Origin of the sequence: Arthrobacter sp. efr-133-R2A-63 (assembly GCF_030209795.1) — a bacterium.
GTDB lineage: Bacteria > Actinomycetota > Actinomycetes > Actinomycetales > Micrococcaceae > Arthrobacter > Arthrobacter bambusae_A.
The window spans coordinates 58,381-74,163 of sequence record NZ_JARVRG010000009.1 but is presented as its reverse complement, the minus strand read 5'-3'; the positions used below and the strand labels follow the sequence as shown (position 1 = coordinate 74,163).

Sequence of the window (15,783 nt, the reverse complement as noted above, 5' to 3'; positions counted from 1 at the left end):
CCCCCGAGAATCCCCAACGGCGCTCGACGCCGACCCAGCGGAGCGAGCTCCGCGTCTGCAGCATATCCCGCCGCCGGCCCTCAACCCTTGCGCGGCAAGTACGTGTTCACCGGCCGCCCGGTCGATCCGTAGGCCAAATGCAGGTCAACGAGTCCTTTGCGTTCGAGTTCACTGAGATAGCGCTGCGCCGTAGGGCGGCTGATTCCGACGCTGCCCGCGATCTCCGAGGCACCCAAGGGTTCCGTGGAATGAACAACCATGTCGAGGACTTTTTGCATCGTGGGTGGCAGCCGCCGGGTCGCTTTGGAGGGCGGAGCCGTCCGGCGCAGGCTGAACAGCTGGTCAACGGTCGCCTGGTCGGCCACCGTCCGGGATTCCGCCTCCTGCCGCCAACGCCGATATGCTTCGAGCTGGGTCTGCAGCTGCTCGAAGCCAAACGGCTTGACGAGGTAGTACACCGCTCCCCCGCGCATGGCGGCCCGTACGGTCTCAAGGTCGCGCGCGGCGGTGATCATGACGGCGTCGAGTTTTTCCCCGGCCCCCTGAAGGGACCGCAACAGGCTGATTCCGTCTTCATCCGGGAGGTAGACATCCAGGAGAAGAAGGTCCGGTTTGAGCCGCTGCACGGCTTCCCTGGCCTCTGCCGCGGTGTGGGCCTCGCCGACGCATTCGTATCCCTCGATTTTGGCCACGCGGCTTGCGTGGATGCGGGCTACGCGGAAGTCGTCGTCGACCACCAAGGTACGGATCATTCGATTGATTTTCCTGTCATGACCGGGGTTTCGGATTCCATGTGGGGTTCCGGCAACCAGATTTCAAAGCGTCCCCCGGGGCCCGGGAAAACATCCATGGTGCCTCCTGCACGGTGAACGATCCTGCTCACCAGCGCAAGGCCTATCCCGCGTCGCATTCCCGGCCGCGGTTCCTTGGTGGTGAACCCGTCGGCGGTGATCGTGCCCACCAATTCTGCGGGGACACCGGGCCCATTGTCGGTCACGCAAATGAAAATGCCCGAGGAATCGTCCAACTGGATGCTCACCTCACGGGGCGTGGGCTGCTCAGCGAGGATCTCGACGGCGTTGTCGAGGAGGTTCCCGACGATCGTCAGCAGCGCTTGCGTTTCGAGGAACGGTTGGCGCAGCTGCGAGTCGTCAGTGACCGATATCGTGACGTCCTGCTCAGCGGCCACGGTGATTTTCGCGAGCAGCAAAGCCGCGAGCTCCGGCGGCTCGATCCGCGAGCGCAGGCCTTCGCCCAGCGAACGAGAGGTGTCCGAAATCCGTGAGACGAAATTCCGTGCCTGGTCCACATCTCCGAGTTCCAGGAGTCCGTCCACCACGTGGAGACGGTTCGCGTACTCGTGCTCCTGGGCGCGCAGGGCCTCCATGAGGCCTTCGACAGAGCGAAGGTCGCGCACCAGCCCCTCAACCTCGGTGCGGTCGCGCAGTGTGACCACCGAGCCTATGCTCCTTCCGGCCAAGGCAACGGACATCCGGTTCACCACCAGCAGGGCGTCCTCGGTGATGACGATCTGGTCGGTTCCGCTGATCTGTCCGGTCAACAGGGAACGCAGCCTCCCGGCTGGAAGCAGATCCTCGATCTTCTCCCCCAGCACGTTTTCTTCCAAGTGGAGCAGGGAGCGCGCTTCGGAGTTGATGACGGTGACCCGGCCGTCGTCGTCGAACCCGATCATCGCTTCGCGGATGCCGTGCAGCAAGGCTTCGCGCTCCTGCAACAGGGACGCGATCTCCACCGGTTCGAGATCGAAGGTGACCCTCTTGATCCTGCGCGCCAGCAGGGCAGAACCCATGGCGCTGATCACGAGCACAACGGCTGAATAGCCGGCAATCAGCAACACCTGTTTGGTGAGCTCGCTGCTTTCGGTGGTCTCCAGGATTCCCACTGAAACCTGCCCGACGACGGTCCCGTCCGCCGCGCGCACCGGCGCCTTGGCGTTGACTGAGTCGCCGAGGCTGCCTTTGTCGATGCCGACATGGGTCTGCCCGTCGAGGACTGCGACGGGTTCTTCCAAGGTCTGCCCGATGAGGTTTGGATTCGGGTGGGAGTACCGGACACCTTTCCGGTCGGTGACCACGACGTAGTCCGGCTGTGCCTGGGACTGGACCTTGCTCGCGATCGCCTGAATCGAGTGCGTGGGATCTCCGTTCCCCAGGGACGTCACGATTTCCGGCATCTGCGCCACCGTCGTGGCGATCCCCAGCGCCCGGAGCCGGTATTGGTCCTCGAGGGTCTGGTTGCTGATCTGGGTGTAGAGAAGCGCGCCCAACGTGACTGTCACAAAGAGGATGCAGAGCAACCACACGAGGATCTGGGAGGCAAGGGGCCGCGCCTTCCAGCGCGCGCCGAAAAATCGCAAGCCACGCAACTCTGGGTGCACCGCCAACCTCTTCCTACTCTCCTAGTAGCTTATGTGACAAAGTTCACGGCTACTACGGATCAGCGCCGGACCGGCACACGGGCGTGCCACGAAGTGTGTTTCTCGTAGACGTGCGCGATGCCCAAGAGATCTGCCTCCGCGAATTCCCGGCCCAGGAAATGCATCCCCACCGGCTGTCCTCCGGCAAATCCGCAGGGGATGCTCAATCCGGGCATCCCTGTGAGGTTGGCCGGCGAGAGCATCATGAGTGCGCTGGAGAGGGAATCCTTCCCCGTTGAGCCGGTCAGCGAATGGGACATGTCCGCTTCGATCGGCGCGATGGACGGCAGCGTCGGGGAAACCAAGGCCTGGACCCCTGCGTTGTCCATGGCAGTCCGCAGGGAGGCCCGAAGATACGAGCGCACCTGATGCGCGAACTGGACGTCCTCGCGCGGCACCAAGGCACCGGTTTCGATCATGATGCGGGTTCCGCGAAGATACTTGTCAGCGCTCCCGGCCAGCAGTTCGCGATGGTGCTCGACCGATTCGGACAACGAAATCGCCAAGCTCGCGGGCAGGGCCATCTTCAGTTCGGGGAGGGACACCTCAACTACCTCCACTCCGAGTCCTTGCAAAACAACCAAAGCCTGTTCAAGGACCGCATCCACTTCCGGAGTGACCTCCCACTCGGCCCAGGCGCCACGATCCACCGCCACGCGGGTCAGGGCCGGCATCGCCTGTGGGAGCACCATCTCCGGCAGCCGGGCCGCGTTCTCCGGCCCCACCATGCCACGGAGCATGGCCGCACAATCCGCCGCGCTTCGAGCGATGGGACCGATGTGGTCGAGAGTATGGCTGACGTTGAGCACGCCTGAACCGTCCACCAGTCCGGCCGTGGCTTTGAGGCCCACCAGCCCATTCACCGAAGCCGGATTCCGCACCGATCCGCCGGTATCCGTGCCCAGGGCGCCCGGTGCACTCCCGACGGCCACGGCCACACCCGAACCGATGCTGGACCCGCCGGCGTAGCGCTCCGCCCCCCAGGGATTTTTCGACGGCGGGGTTCCCTGTCCGAAGGCGAACTCATGGGTCACCGTCTTGCCCAGGATCACCGCCCCGTTCCGCCGCAGGTGCCGGACCACGCCGGCGTCGTCGGACGCAACGCGGCCCTTGAGCGCCGACGAGCCGCCTTCAGCAGGCATCCCCCGCACATCGATGACGTCCTTCACACCCAGCGGAATCCCGTGGAGCAATCCGAGGAACCCGCCGCGCGCCGCGCTATTGTCCGCGGAGCGCGCCGCGTTTCGAGCGCCGTCCCGGTCGACGTAGGCCCAGGCATGCACTGCATCTTCCGTGGCTTCAAGCCGTCCGATGACGGATTCGACGAGTTCGGCCGCCGAGAGCTCGCCGCGGCGCAGGAACCCTGACGCCTCGGCGATTCCCAATTCCCATGCTTCAGTCATTCGCTCCACCTTCCGGGGCTTCCTGCCAACGTCCGGGGTCGAAATCGGCCCTCAACGCGGCCATGCCGCGCTGAAAGTCATTGAATGAGCGTTCGACGGCGGCGGCGTCCTCTTGCTGGATCGCCTCGCCGACCAGCTCGATGAGCCGCGCGGACTGCTCCGGAGTCAGCTGCCCGCTCACCGGCGCGCCGCCGGAGTCAGGCGACCGTCCCGCACCACGCAGACGCCACCGACGAAGACGAAGCGTACGTCCCGGAAGTCCGCAGCGCTGGCGATGACGACGTCGGCATCGCGCCCGGGCTCAATCCGCCCACCGTTCGGCGCAATCCCCGGAATCAACCCGGCCACTGCCGACGTCGCCATGGCCACCGCTCCGGCCAAGTTTCGGTAACCGCGCTCGGCCACATCCTGCACGGCCGAGATCAGCTCGTCGTGATGGCCCTCGTGGCCGTAGTCGGTGGCGAGGACCTCGACGAGTCCGGGCTCCTGGAGCAAGACATCCCAGTGCTCCCGCGTGGTCACGGTCTGTTTACGGTGCAGGAGGTCGAAAACGGAAACTTCGGCATACCAGCCACGATCCCTGCCTAGCTTGGCCAGCGCGAGGGCTTCCGCCGGAGTGTGCGAGGGGTGGTTGGCGTGGGAAGCGATGACACTCGCCGCCGCCCCGGACGTCTTGGGGCCGCCTGACGTGATCCCGCGTGCCCCATCCATCAGTTCGCGCATGACCCGAGCTGTCGCGGCTGCACTGTGCAGGATCGCCGGCACGCCATATCGCGCCGCGGCCTGGACGCCTTCCCGGATGCCGTTGAGTGCCGGTTCGATGGAAGGCAACACGGAATCCGCGATGATGTTCCGCAATTCGACGAGCTCGATCTGACCCTCCAAGCCGGCTTCGGCGGCCGCGACGCGGAGTTCGGCCATGTCGCATGCGTCCGGGTCGATGAACCGGCCAAGCACGGCTTCCTTCATGCGCCGGGCCTGCGCCGAGTGCACGCGCACCCCGCTCGCACTTTCAATGGCGCGAGGGATGTAGCTCAGGTCCTGCCCTCCCCCGCCGAGGGTCTGACCGCCGCCGAGCTCACCGATCGCAATCGCGCCATCGTCGAGCATCTTCTCCACAGTGCTGTGGCCGGACTGCGCAGGCAGCCCCCTGCCGTCGGCCATACGGGCGGCCCGCTCGGCTTCGGGCAAGTAGGTCGTCGCTCCCCGGACGTGGACAGCATGGCGGCGGTCCGCCTCCCGGACATGGCCCATGGTGCAAAAGCCGCAAAGGTTCAACACCGTGGTGGTTCCCGCAAGAAGGTGGCGGTCAAGATTCGCCAGCCACTCGTCGTCGGGCAGCGCGGGGGCACCGCTGGGCATGAGCGGGCCCGGAGTCACCCCGTGGACGTGGCTATTGATGAGACCGGGCATCACGACGCATCCGCTCGCATCGATGACCTCGCCGTCGAAGGCGTGATCGAGGTCCCAACGCTCAAGAACGTCGGCGACGCGCCCGTCACGCAGGATGACCGCTCCTGATTCGACCACCGTCTTGCCTGTACCTGGCACGACGGTGCCACCGAGGATGAGCGTAGACATTCGACTCCCTATCGATTACGTTCATAATATCGAAGTATCTTCACTATAACCACAGAGTGCAAGTACCAGGGTATAAGGACAGAGGAGATTCCACAGTGCCACTCCCCACCACCGCTCGGGATTTCGTAGGCTACGGCGAACATCCACCGGAGTTCAGCTGGCCTGGCGGTGCGCGCGTCGCCGTGTCCGTGGTCATCAATGTCGAAGACGGAGCCGAGCGCAGCATCGCCCGCGGAGGACCTGCAGACGATCTTGGCGCCCACTGGATCAAGCACCCCGCCCACCCTACGGTCCGGAACCTCACGCTGGAATCGGCTTTCGAATACGGATCCAGGGCAGGCATTTGGCGGGTGTTGCGCATTTTGAGGCACCACGACGCAAGAGCAACCGCTTTCTGCTGCGCCACGGCACTCGAGCAAAACCCGCAGATCGCGGCTGCGCTCGTCAGGGATGGCCATGAAATTGCCGACCACGGCTACAACTGGGACACGCACGCCGGGCTCGCTCCCGAGGAGGAGCGCGCGCTCATTGCCGCGTCCCGCGACTCGATCTCCAAGAGCACCAGCGTTCCGCCCACGAGCTGGTACTCCCGAGACGGACTCAACCCGGGCACGCGGGACACTCTCGCCGCCGCTGGATTCACGTATGAGTCCAATTGCTTCAACGATGACTTGCCGCATTTTGGAACCGGGATGGACAACGCGGGGAAGGACGGAGCCGGGTTGCCGGTGTTGCCCTACGCCGGTGACACCAACGACTCGGGCCTCTTCAGGCAGTTCCCCACGGCCACCGCTTTCGCCCGCCAATTGTGCGGCACGCTGGACATGATGCTCACTGACGGCAGGCCCGGCCCGTCCGTCATGAACGTGGGCCTCCACCCGCGCCTTATTGGCCGGCCTGCCTACGCAGCCGCCCTGGACACGTTCCTGTCCCATGCGGGCAGCAGCCCGGCGTGGATTGCAACCCGATCGCAGATCATCCAGGCCTGGCTGCTCACAACGAGCCCTAGGCGCTAGCGAGCAGCGCGCCCCATCCCGTGATCCGGCGCGCAGTTCCGGCCAGCCGGAGGAGATGCCACAGGGTCGCTGTTGCGCTGTCGACGACGGGCACTCCGAATTCGGATTCGAAGCCGGCCGCCAGATAGGCCGAGCGAAGGTTCGTCCCAATACAGACGACGGCATCGACGTCGGAGCCAAACGCGGGCCTCATCAGCGCGCCGATTTCCGCGCCGGACAATCTCGAGATTTCCGGGTTGGACATTGACGTCATGGGCACCGAGGAGCGGACTACTTCGAGGCCGCTGGCGGCGTACTCACGTTCAATAAGCGCCATGATGCTCGCGGGGCCGGGAAAAACGACGGCGACCCGTCCGGCGTCGAGCGCGTCGAGTGCGGCCACAAGAGCCAAGGATGCGGTGGTGGCCGGCGCACCGGTGGCCGCCGTCAATGATTCGGCGAGTGCCCGGTCCCCTTCGAGGCCGGTCCAGGAACCCGACGTTCCGTGGAACGCGATGGCATCCAGCTCCGCATCGCTGAGCAGTGACGGCGCATCGCCGAGAACCTTCGCATCGATGCGGTCATCGAGGTCTGCCGGGAGCCGGAAACGGCTGTAGTGGACCCCGACGTCCGGCGATCCGGCCAGGATATCGGAAGTCAGCGACTCCGCGTTGGAGTTCGACGACGGCACAAGCATCCCCAAGCGGGAAGAGGGGCCGGGCGGGCGGTTCGTCAATGGGACTTACCCAGCGACGGCGGCGTCGAGATCGCCACCATGACTGCCGCGGTGTCCGTGTGGTTGCTCCACCAATGCGGCAGGGTTGCGTCATAGGTCAGGCTGTCGCCCTCGCCTAAGGTGAATTCCTGCCCGCCGACGCTCGCCACGAGCGTGCCGGTCTGGACAACAACACATTCCTCACCCTCGTGCGAGTGCGGAACCTCTGCGCCGTCGAAATGCGCAGGGATAGTCATGTTGATGACGCCAAGCTTCCGGTCTGCATCGGGCACGATCAGTTCCATGACGATCCCTTGGGAAGGAATCTCAATGCGGCGGCGATCGGCTCGGCGCACCAGCATGTGGTTCTGCGTCTCGCTGGGGTCGGTGAACATGCTCGCCAGCGGCACCCCGAGGGAATTGGCCAGGCGAAGGAGCGTGGCGAATGACGGATTACCGATACCGCGCTCGATCTGGCTAATCAGGCCGGCGCTCACACCGGCCCGGTCGGCCAACTCTTCCACCGTGAATCGCCCGGCACGCTGCTCCTTGAGCATGGCGCCCAAGTGGGTGATCCACAGGTTGCGGTGCAGAGTGTCATCGTCGTCGACTTTAACAACTTCCGTGCTTCCCAATACAGCTCCTCAGTGTTTCAGCACTCATCAGTATATCGAAGAATCGTCAACTAAACGAAGAATCCTGGCAGGATCCTCCGGCGTCGAGCCCGTCTTCATCGTCACAGCATGCCAGCATCGGTGTCGCTGCAGAAGAACCACGCGGCTCATTTTTGGGACTAACACCTCGTCACGCGCGTCTCGGGAGCGACGGCATCAGCCAGCTGCGCGATCCTCGAGGCAAGCTCCCGCTCCCAATACACCGCGGCCCGATCGGCGCCCCGGGCATGGACATCACCGGCACTGGCAATGTCGGCCGCGGGAAGGCCCACGCTTTGGCCGGCAGCCCCGAGGATATCGACGACGCGCTGGACGGATTCTTCGAGGGGGACCGCCCCCGGCCTCCCTTGTTTCAGCAATTCGCCGGCAAGGTCCGTGGGACCCACCCAGCCGCCGTCGAAACACTCCAAAGCCACGAAATCCTCGACGGCATCGACGGACTCCGTTGTCTCAAAAAGCACCGTGAGCCGGGGCTCCAGCGAATAGTCCGCACCAAACGCCGAGGCGAAGGAAGCCTGTTTCGGCCTGGACCCGTGAGGACCGAACCTCGTCGCCCGGTGAGCCCGTTCAAGTTCTTTCGGATGCCGCACCCTGGGCAGGACAATCTCGTCCACGCCGGTGTTGGCGAACGCCACCAGGGTCATGTCATCAAGGTCAGGGACACGGACAGCGACCCGGGTATTGGCGCCGGACAGCCGCTGCACCGCATCCGCGCATTGCTGCAGCGTCAACGTTGTCTGCTCTGCGTCGAGGACCACGAAATCCAGGTTTCGGTAGGCAGCCACGGACAACAGCGTGGGAGTCGGCTCGGCCGTAATGAGTCCGACCTGGCGGACCAGCGATGGCGCCGCCATCACTCGTCCGCCACGAACTGCCAGTCGGCGGGCTTGCTGACGCCGACAACCATGTTCACGTCGTCGTCGCCGTCGTTGGTAATGCCATGGGTGGTGCCTCGGGGAATGTAGATGCCATCGCCAGGCTTGGCCCGGTACTCGGCATCGCCCAGATGGACGAGGGGCTCGCCCGAAATGACCACGTAGAATTCCGAGGCATCGGGGTGGTGATGGCACAAGTGATGTTGCCCGGGGAGGATCCTGCCCCAACTGACGCACAGATCGTCGGAGCCGCTCAGGTCACGCGAGATGAGCGTGGAGACGAGGCCTTGGTCCCTTTGTCCGCGAAGTCCTGTTTTCTCCAGCGCCGTGAAGCCTTGTTCATCCACGTTGTGGACCAGGCGTGAAATATCCGTGGCCATCGGAGTCCTTTCTCGCGGCATTGACGTCTTCACGCGCGGCCTTCGTACGCTGCTTCGAGCTGGCCGGCGGCAGGCGGGTTGGCGATCCACCATCGGGCAATTTCCTCCCTTGTGGCAAACCAGACATCGTTCCGAGCACGGGCATACTCCAGGAAGCGCCTGACCCCCAAGGCGACGCTCGGCCGCCCGCCGATGCGCAAGTGCACTCCCACAGACATCATCCTGGGCACGGTTTCCCCTTCGATCAGAAGGCAGTCGAGGCTGTCCTTCAGTACGTTGAAGAAATCATCCGCGGTTCCGAGGCTTCCCGGGCCCCAAAACCTCGCATCATTCGTGTCGCCCGAGTAAGGGACAACGAGGTGGCGGGATTCCCCGGCGGAGACGAAGTACGGCAGGTCGTCCGCATAGGAATTCGAGTCATAGAGAAAGCCCTCGTCCTTGAGGATCGCGCGGGTGTTCTCCGTGATTCCCTCGCGGACGTACCAACCCACGGGCCGGATACCCGAGACTCCCTCTATCGCCTCCACGCAGGCACGGATTTCGGCGAGTTCTTCGGCCGGAGTCATCCCGACGGTTCCGCGCCATTTATAGCCGTGCGCGCAAATCTCGTGTCCATCGCGGACGATCGCCTGGGCGGCCTCGGGGTTTCGTTCCAGGGCTGCGCCGCACGCCATGAATGTCGCGGGGACGTTGTAGTCACGGAGCAAAGCCAAAAAGCGCCAGATACCCACCCTGCTGCCGTACTCGAAGAAGGATTCCTTCATCAAGCTCCGCCGGCCCGGATCCGAAGACCAGCCACCGAAAATCGTGACGTCCTCATCGTTTTCATCACCGGCTTCTATGGAGCTCTCCGCGCCTTCCTCGTAGTTGATGACCATGGAGATGGCCACCTTTGCACCATTCGGCCACGTCACGACCGGGGGGTTTTCCCCGTATCCAATGAGGTCTCGCATTGACTCACTCCTTGCCGTTCGTCGCTACCAATCGAAGCGTCGAGTTTCTTGAATTCATTATATTGAATCAAATTTCACTATACAATCAGTGGCCTTCCGCATAGACCTTTCTGTGCGCGGCCAGTGACGTCCTGAGCATTCCGTCGACGTCGTCGATCACGTTGCCGTGAGCCGGGCCGATCAGTTTCGTGGGAAGCGTGTCCAGTACCGCTTCGATCGCCTCGAAGGCATCGCTGACGTCCACGAACTTCGTCCAGTAAAGAGCCCGGCCCGTGCCATACGCCGCTTGGTCCACGGTGGGAGGTACAGGCATCTCGCCCGACAACAAGCGGCATTGGCCCGGAAGATGGACCGGTTCGTCGTCCTCCTCTGCGTCCACGTCTCCGCCTAGAGCGGGGACATCGTGGATAAAGGAGAAGCCGTCCGAAACGAACATCATCCGGGCGGCGTCGTCGTGGCCCCAAAGGGTGTTCTCCAGGTCCCGGATGAAAGCCGGGAGGAAGCGGAACTCACGGTCTCCGAGATCGATCCGGCTGCCAGCCGCCTGTGTCCGGAACCGGGAGCGGTATTCCGGGAAATGCAGCTGATAATCGCGGACGTCACCCACCACGAGCGCCTCGGGATACCTGTCAAGCAGGGCAGGAAGGTTCCCGGCGTGCGGGATCTCGGGATGGGTCGGGAAGACATAATCCAAGGGCCGTCCATCGAGAACCAATTCCAGCTGGGCAAGAAGGAGGGTCCGGTGAGCCGGATCCCCGGTGTCCACCAAGAGCGTCGCTTTGGAACCCACCACCAGGTAGGAGGACACGTGGTAGTGGACTTCCTGCCCCTGGGCGTTGGCCGAAAGGCACCCACCCAGCCAGTAGGTTCCGTCGGCAAGCCATCGGAGATCGACCGCATCGTTCTTCACTGGATCCCCATCTCCTCGATTGCCCACGCAAGCTCCGAAGCTTGCGCAAGGCACACGTCCGCGCCAACAAAGGGAGCCCCGTAGCCGGGGCCGACGGCGCGGACTTCGCGGTCCCGGAAGATGTCCCTGATATTCCTGGCGATGGGCCCGGTATCCGCCCCGGTGAGCCAGCGGAATTTCCGGAGTCCCTCGCGGGTCTCCAGCTCGGCGCTCCCGCCGTGGGTAAACGCATCCGAGGTCAGGAGCCCGCCGGATTCCGGATCGAAGACCCAGAGCGTCGGCAGGAGCCTGAGCAGCGGTGAGATGAGTTCGACGACGACTCCATCCAGCACTTCTACACGCCTTGATGTCCCAGGATCCACGGCAATCCGCTTGGATTCGGCCTTCGAACGGGGCACCGTGATGCCGCCGGTGTACCAGACCGAGCCAACCGCGAAGTGCTCCTCGATCGCCGGGATGTTGAGGCAGCATTCCATTTCGGTCCGGGTGAGGACAATGGATAACGGCTCTCCGGGTGAGAGCAGCCGGTCAAGCTGTTCGATGATCTCCTCTTGGTGAAGGCGAATCCCGGTGTCCACCAGCACCGAACCGGACGGCCCCCTGAGCAGGTAGCTGTTCATCGCCTGCGTACGCCGAACGCCGGGCGGGCACCAGCTCACGCGCTCGTCCAGTTCGATGTCTCCGCCGACCCGGTGGATCCGGCCGCTCAGTAAACCGCGCATTGTCACTCCTTCCCCTGGATCCGGATGGTTCAGGAGGTGCTGGCTGTCTCCCAGACAGCAATTGCTTCATCGAGGGTGCAGACGTCGTGCCGGGCCCGCATGACGGTCAACGCGGCGTCGTGCACCACCGTGTCGTAGGCTCCCACCGCGTCCTCGAGCAGCACAGCGTAGAAGTCGTTGTGCACGGCGTCGCGCAGGGTTGCTTCCACGCAGCCACCGGTGGAAACGCCTACGAGCGCCACCGATTCAATCGCTTGACTGCGCAGCAGCAGGGCAAGTTCGGTGGCGATGAAGGCGCTCGGGCGTCGCTTGGTGATCACGACTTCCCCGTCTTCGGGCATGCAGGGTCCGCAGAATTCCGTCGCGGGGTCGCCTTTGGCACTGAGCTTGCCGAGGTCTATGGGGCGTCCGTTCGCCGCGGTATAGAGTGCACGCAGCCAAGCGGCCGGGGAGCTCGCGCCGTCGGGAAGGTTCTCGACGCGAATGTGGAAAACCGGTACCCCATTGGCACGTGCCGCGGTAATGGCCCGCCCGCATTTTTCGACAACGGACGGCATCATGCTCATGTCATGCCCGGAGTCCCCGATTGCGCCTCCGTGCGAAACAGCTCCTACCTGCATGTCGATGACAACCAGGGCCGTGGTGGCGGGATCGAGCAGTTCCTCGAGGGTGTCGCGGACGGTTTTGCCGCAGATTTCAATCATGGCTTTCTTCCTTCAGGGGATCTGGGGTCAAAGCGGATCCGGGGTCGGGTGAGTCCTGGCCGGCGGTCGCCCGCCGGCCAGAACCAAGTGTTTCTTGGGGTTGCTACTTGCCCAGACCGGCGAAATACACCTGGTCGTTGGTGAGCGGGACCGCGCCCGTCAAGGTGTCCTGCTTGACGATCAGGTTGCGGACCTCCACCAGGGAAAGGATCGGAGCGCCTTGGTCCACCAGTCCGGCCATCTTCTTGAGCAGGGCTGCCCGCTGGTCCGTATTGGTGCTCGGGGTAGCGGCCAGCTGAGTCCGGGTGGCGTCGAATTCAGGATTGGACCATCCGGTGCTGTTGCTCGGAGCTCCCGTGGAGTAGAACGCGTAGGTGTAGAACGCGGGATCGGCAATGACGATCGGCTCTGAGTACAGGACTGCCTGGAAGCGGCCGTCAATGAGCGCCGAGGAGAAGTCGGTCGGGCTCGCCACGTTCAACAGCTGCACCGTGATGCCCACCTTAGCCAACATCGATTGGATGAGGACGGCTGAACTCTTCGCGACGGGGCCCGGGCGGCTTACGCTGTAGCTTAGCGTCAGCGGGAAACCGTTCGCGTACTGGGTCTGAGCGAGCAGCTTCTTGGCCCCGTCGGGGTCGTATTTGTAGGTGGGCGAATCCTTCACCGTGGGAAAGATCGAGCCCGCGGGGTCCGCGAGGCCGGCGTAGGCGCCCTTGGCCAAGGCAGCACGGTCGATCGCCATGGAAACTGCCTGGCGAACCTTCTCATCAGCCAGCGGACCGGTCTTCGTGTTGAACATCATCGTGTCGCGGGTCTGGCTGGTGCACTTAAGGACACTGACTCCACTGACGCCCGTCATGGAGCTGTATTGGTCATATTCGAAGCCGTTGGCAATCTGGGCCTCGCCCGTCTTCACCAATTGGGTCCGGGTAGCGGTGTCGGGAACAGCCTTGACCACAACCCTCTTCACCGAGCCCCGGTCGCCGCCCCAGTTCGGGTCAGCGGTCACCGTCAGGGACGTACCGGGAGTAAACTCCTCGAGCTTCCACCCGCTGTAGTCGGCCAGGTTTTTCGAGAGCCACTTGTTGGCCGTGGGGTCATCCGGGGTGACGTGAAGTTTCGCTTCCTTGCTGTCGTGGATGTAGAAGAGATTGTTCTGAAGTGACTCGAGCGTGTATGACGTCATACCCAAGGTGTTGAGTTCCACAGTGCGGTCATCGATCACGGTGACGAGGTTGTCCACGTTGAATCCGCTGCTCTTGAGCGTCCCCTTCATGACGGGCTGCCGGACCATGCCGATCGCCAGGCTCCATTTCACGTCTTCGGCCGAGAGTGTGTTTCCAAATTGGCTCGTCAGCTTCCGTAGCTTGACGATGACACCCTTGCCGTCCGGTGCTGGTGCGGCGCTCTCGGCGAGCCGACCGGTGACCGCGGTAGACGGCGTCGAGCATGATTGGTCATCCGTCGCGCCGGATTTGTACTCCAGCAACTGGGAACCGAGGCCACTGAGCACCACGTGCGATGCACTGCCGCCCCAAGGGGCGGGGGTGAGGCTGTCCGGGAGGGCGCCGACTGCGATGACGACCGACTCCGGCTTGGCCACCGCCGCGGTGGGAGTGGCTCCCCCGCATCCGGTGAGCGACACAGCTGCCGCGGCTGCGACCCAGCCGAGCAATAAACGCGAATTCTTCATAAGCCTGGTTCCAATTTCTGTACAGAGGGAAAGGACGTTTTACGAGTAGTGCGCTGCTGATGTGGGCAGTGGATTAGTAACGGTAGGCGTGCTTGTGGCCGGCCCGGATGATGGGCGCCACCTCCGGAATATTGGTGATCACGTTGCCGTGGGTGGGCGCTACGATCTTGACCCCAAGGTCGTCCATCAGCTTGCCGACACGGTCGTAAACCTGGTCGGCGTCATTGGCGAATCTGGCCCAGTACAACGCGCTGCCGGTAAAGAAGGCCGCGTTCTCGACCGCGATGGGTGCCGAGAGTTCATCTGTTGTCAGGCCACATTCGCCGGGGAGGTGCACCGGATCCTCATCATCGAGTTCCGGGCGGTGCATGTAGCAAAAGCCGTCGGCCGTGAAGAGCACGCCCGACTTCGGGACGAAGCCCCATTGGGTATTCGGCAGGTCCCTGATCATGGCCTCAACGATCACGAACTCGTATCCGCCGCCGAGATCTACCTTGTCCCCGGGAACCCGGGCGTGAAGGTTGGGCACGATCTGCGGGTAGAAGAGGTGGTAGTCCCGGATGTCGCCGACAACCATGATGTCGGGGTACTTCTCGACGAGGCGGGGAAGGTTTCCCGTGTGCGGAAGCTCCGGATGGGTCGGGAACACGTAGGTCAGCGGCTTGTCCCCCAGCAAACCGTCGAGGGTTTCCGAAATGATGTTCCAGCTGGAGGGGTTGCCCGTGTCAATGAGGATCGACGACTCGGTCCCCTGCGCGAGGTACGTGGAGGTGTGCCCGTGGATTACGCGGTCCTGGAGGTGGAACGGCAGGCAGGAACTCATCCAGGTGACGCCGTCGGCTACCTCACGCGGAAGGTCGCGGCTCATAGTTTCTACTAGTTCTTCCATGGGAATCCTCCTAAGCCTTTTCCGGTGCCAATGCGGCGAGCATGAAATCGAGGTGCCGGCGGACGAGTTCACGCCCGCGGATGACGCAACCGCGGGAAGGGGCGATCGTCTCGGGGTCCAGGGTCTCGAACTTGTCGGCGAGCCATTCCCGGAGCGGCTCGCATGTGGCCCGCGGGATCCACTCATATTTCGCGTAGAGGTGCTCGGCGACTTGCTCGGCGGTGGTGGTGTCTTGGGTGATCGAGCCAATGATGCGGGAACCGTCCGGACTCGCCATGGTGCCATGGGTGAAGGTGTCTGAGGTGAAGATTGTTCCGGTATTCGCGTCCCAACCCCAGAAGGTCGGGAGGAGCCGCAGGAGGGGCGACTCGATGGTCAAGCGACGTCCCGGCGCCACCTCGATCTCCGGAGTGCGGGCCATGGAATCTCCGCCCTCCCCCTTCTGGTCGATCTGCTGCCGACGGCCCCTGAGTGCGAGCCGGCTGAGGTCATCGAAGGCATCGAAGGGGTTGATGGCACCGCCGGTGAAGAGCCGCTCGATGTCGAATTTTCCGGCAATGGGTTCCAGGTTCGAAACGCAGTCCATCTCGCTCCGCGTGAAGAACATGGAGAGCCGGCCGTCGTCGTCGAGCAACTCCACCAGGTCATCGAGGATTTCCTGGCTGTGGACTGCGAGCCCGGTGTCGACCAGCAACCGGCCGGAGCCCTCGCTGAGGAGATAGCAATTCGACGGCTGGAAGCCGGTTGCTCCGACCGGTACCCAGCTCACGCGGCCGTCAAGCGGAATGGTTCCACCGAGGGCGATAACTTTATCTTCATGAACTTTAGTGAACATATCTTCAATCTATT

The 15,783-nt window shown here is 63.6% G+C and carries 17 protein-coding genes; 1 reads left to right on the top strand and 16 read right to left on the bottom strand.

Going from position 1 to position 15,783, the window contains the following annotated elements; translation table 11 throughout:
- Positions 1 to 80: 80 nt before the first annotated feature.
- From QRN45_RS04495 to QRN45_RS04475, 5 genes are read right to left on the bottom strand one after another with little or no spacing between them, the layout of a single operon-like run.
- A complete protein-coding gene (locus tag QRN45_RS04495) occupies positions 81 to 752 on the bottom strand; it encodes a response regulator (protein WP_241708071.1) in 672 nt (223 codons plus the stop codon).
- Positions 749 to 2,398 carry an ATP-binding protein gene (locus tag QRN45_RS04490; protein ID WP_284762564.1) on the bottom strand — a complete coding sequence of 550 codons (1,650 nt, stop codon included), beginning with the start codon at positions 2,396 to 2,398 and terminating at the stop codon, positions 749 to 751. Before QRN45_RS04490 ends, QRN45_RS04495 begins: the two co-directional genes overlap by 4 nt.
- 59 nt (positions 2,399 to 2,457) lie before the next feature.
- Positions 2,458 to 3,840 (bottom strand): amidase, encoded by a 1,383-nt coding sequence (locus QRN45_RS04485; RefSeq protein WP_284762524.1) that lies wholly within the window; start codon positions 3,838 to 3,840, stop codon positions 2,458 to 2,460.
- Positions 3,833 to 4,021: a hypothetical protein gene (locus QRN45_RS04480; protein WP_284762523.1), complete on the bottom strand. Its 189-nt coding sequence runs from the start codon at positions 4,019 to 4,021 to the stop codon at positions 3,833 to 3,835. Before QRN45_RS04480 ends, QRN45_RS04485 begins: the two co-directional genes overlap by 8 nt.
- Entirely contained in the window at positions 4,018 to 5,421 is a 1,404-nt protein-coding gene (locus QRN45_RS04475) for an amidohydrolase family protein (protein WP_284762522.1), read from the bottom strand. The genes QRN45_RS04480 and QRN45_RS04475 overlap by 4 nt, the downstream gene beginning before the upstream one ends.
- Before the next feature lie 95 nt (positions 5,422 to 5,516).
- On the opposite strand from QRN45_RS04475, the gene QRN45_RS04470 reads away from it, so the two are divergent.
- A complete protein-coding gene (locus tag QRN45_RS04470) occupies positions 5,517 to 6,437 on the top strand; it encodes a polysaccharide deacetylase family protein (protein ID WP_284762521.1) in 921 nt (306 codons plus the stop codon).
- On the opposite strand, the gene QRN45_RS04465 is transcribed toward QRN45_RS04470, so the two are convergent.
- The 11 genes from QRN45_RS04465 to QRN45_RS04415 all read right to left on the bottom strand — a co-directional run bounded on the left by QRN45_RS04465 (position 6,427) and on the right by QRN45_RS04415 (position 15,769).
- Positions 6,427 to 7,107 carry a maleate cis-trans isomerase family protein gene (locus tag QRN45_RS04465; RefSeq protein WP_284762520.1) on the bottom strand — a complete coding sequence of 227 codons (681 nt, stop codon included), beginning with the start codon at positions 7,105 to 7,107 and terminating at the stop codon, positions 6,427 to 6,429. The genes QRN45_RS04470 and QRN45_RS04465 overlap by 11 nt on opposite strands.
- Before the next feature lie 41 nt (positions 7,108 to 7,148).
- A complete protein-coding gene (locus QRN45_RS04460) occupies positions 7,149 to 7,766 on the bottom strand; it encodes a helix-turn-helix domain-containing protein (RefSeq protein ID WP_241708064.1) in 618 nt (205 codons plus the stop codon).
- 158 nt (positions 7,767 to 7,924) lie between these two features.
- Entirely contained in the window at positions 7,925 to 8,659 is a 735-nt protein-coding gene (locus tag QRN45_RS04455) for an aldolase/citrate lyase family protein (protein ID WP_284762519.1), read from the bottom strand.
- A complete protein-coding gene (locus tag QRN45_RS04450) occupies positions 8,659 to 9,060 on the bottom strand; it encodes a cupin domain-containing protein (protein WP_241708062.1) in 402 nt (133 codons plus the stop codon). The genes QRN45_RS04455 and QRN45_RS04450 overlap by 1 nt, the downstream gene beginning before the upstream one ends.
- Before the next feature lie 29 nt (positions 9,061 to 9,089).
- On the bottom strand, positions 9,090 to 10,013 hold the full coding sequence (locus QRN45_RS04445; RefSeq protein ID WP_284762518.1) for a polysaccharide deacetylase family protein: 924 nt from the start codon (positions 10,011 to 10,013) through the stop codon (positions 9,090 to 9,092).
- 85 nt (positions 10,014 to 10,098) lie between these two features.
- Complete coding sequence (locus QRN45_RS04440) at positions 10,099 to 10,923, bottom strand: MBL fold metallo-hydrolase (protein WP_284762517.1); 825 nt, start codon at positions 10,921 to 10,923, stop codon at positions 10,099 to 10,101.
- A complete protein-coding gene (locus QRN45_RS04435) occupies positions 10,920 to 11,645 on the bottom strand; it encodes an MBL fold metallo-hydrolase (protein WP_284762516.1) in 726 nt (241 codons plus the stop codon). Before QRN45_RS04435 ends, QRN45_RS04440 begins: the two co-directional genes overlap by 4 nt.
- 29 nt (positions 11,646 to 11,674) lie before the next feature.
- Positions 11,675 to 12,349: a cysteine hydrolase family protein gene (locus QRN45_RS04430; RefSeq protein ID WP_241708058.1), complete on the bottom strand. Its 675-nt coding sequence runs from the start codon at positions 12,347 to 12,349 to the stop codon at positions 11,675 to 11,677.
- 103 nt (positions 12,350 to 12,452) lie between these two features.
- A complete protein-coding gene (locus QRN45_RS04425) occupies positions 12,453 to 14,045 on the bottom strand; it encodes an ABC transporter substrate-binding protein (protein WP_284762515.1) in 1,593 nt (530 codons plus the stop codon).
- Positions 14,046 to 14,118: 73 nt separating this feature from the next.
- Positions 14,119 to 14,934, bottom strand: coding sequence for an MBL fold metallo-hydrolase (locus QRN45_RS04420; RefSeq protein ID WP_241708056.1), 816 nt, complete (start codon positions 14,932 to 14,934; stop codon positions 14,119 to 14,121).
- A 10-nt stretch (positions 14,935 to 14,944) separates the two neighbouring features.
- Positions 14,945 to 15,769, bottom strand: a complete 825-nt coding sequence (locus QRN45_RS04415) for an MBL fold metallo-hydrolase (RefSeq protein WP_284762514.1) — start codon at positions 15,767 to 15,769, stop codon at positions 14,945 to 14,947.
- Positions 15,770 to 15,783: the final 14 nt, after the last annotated feature.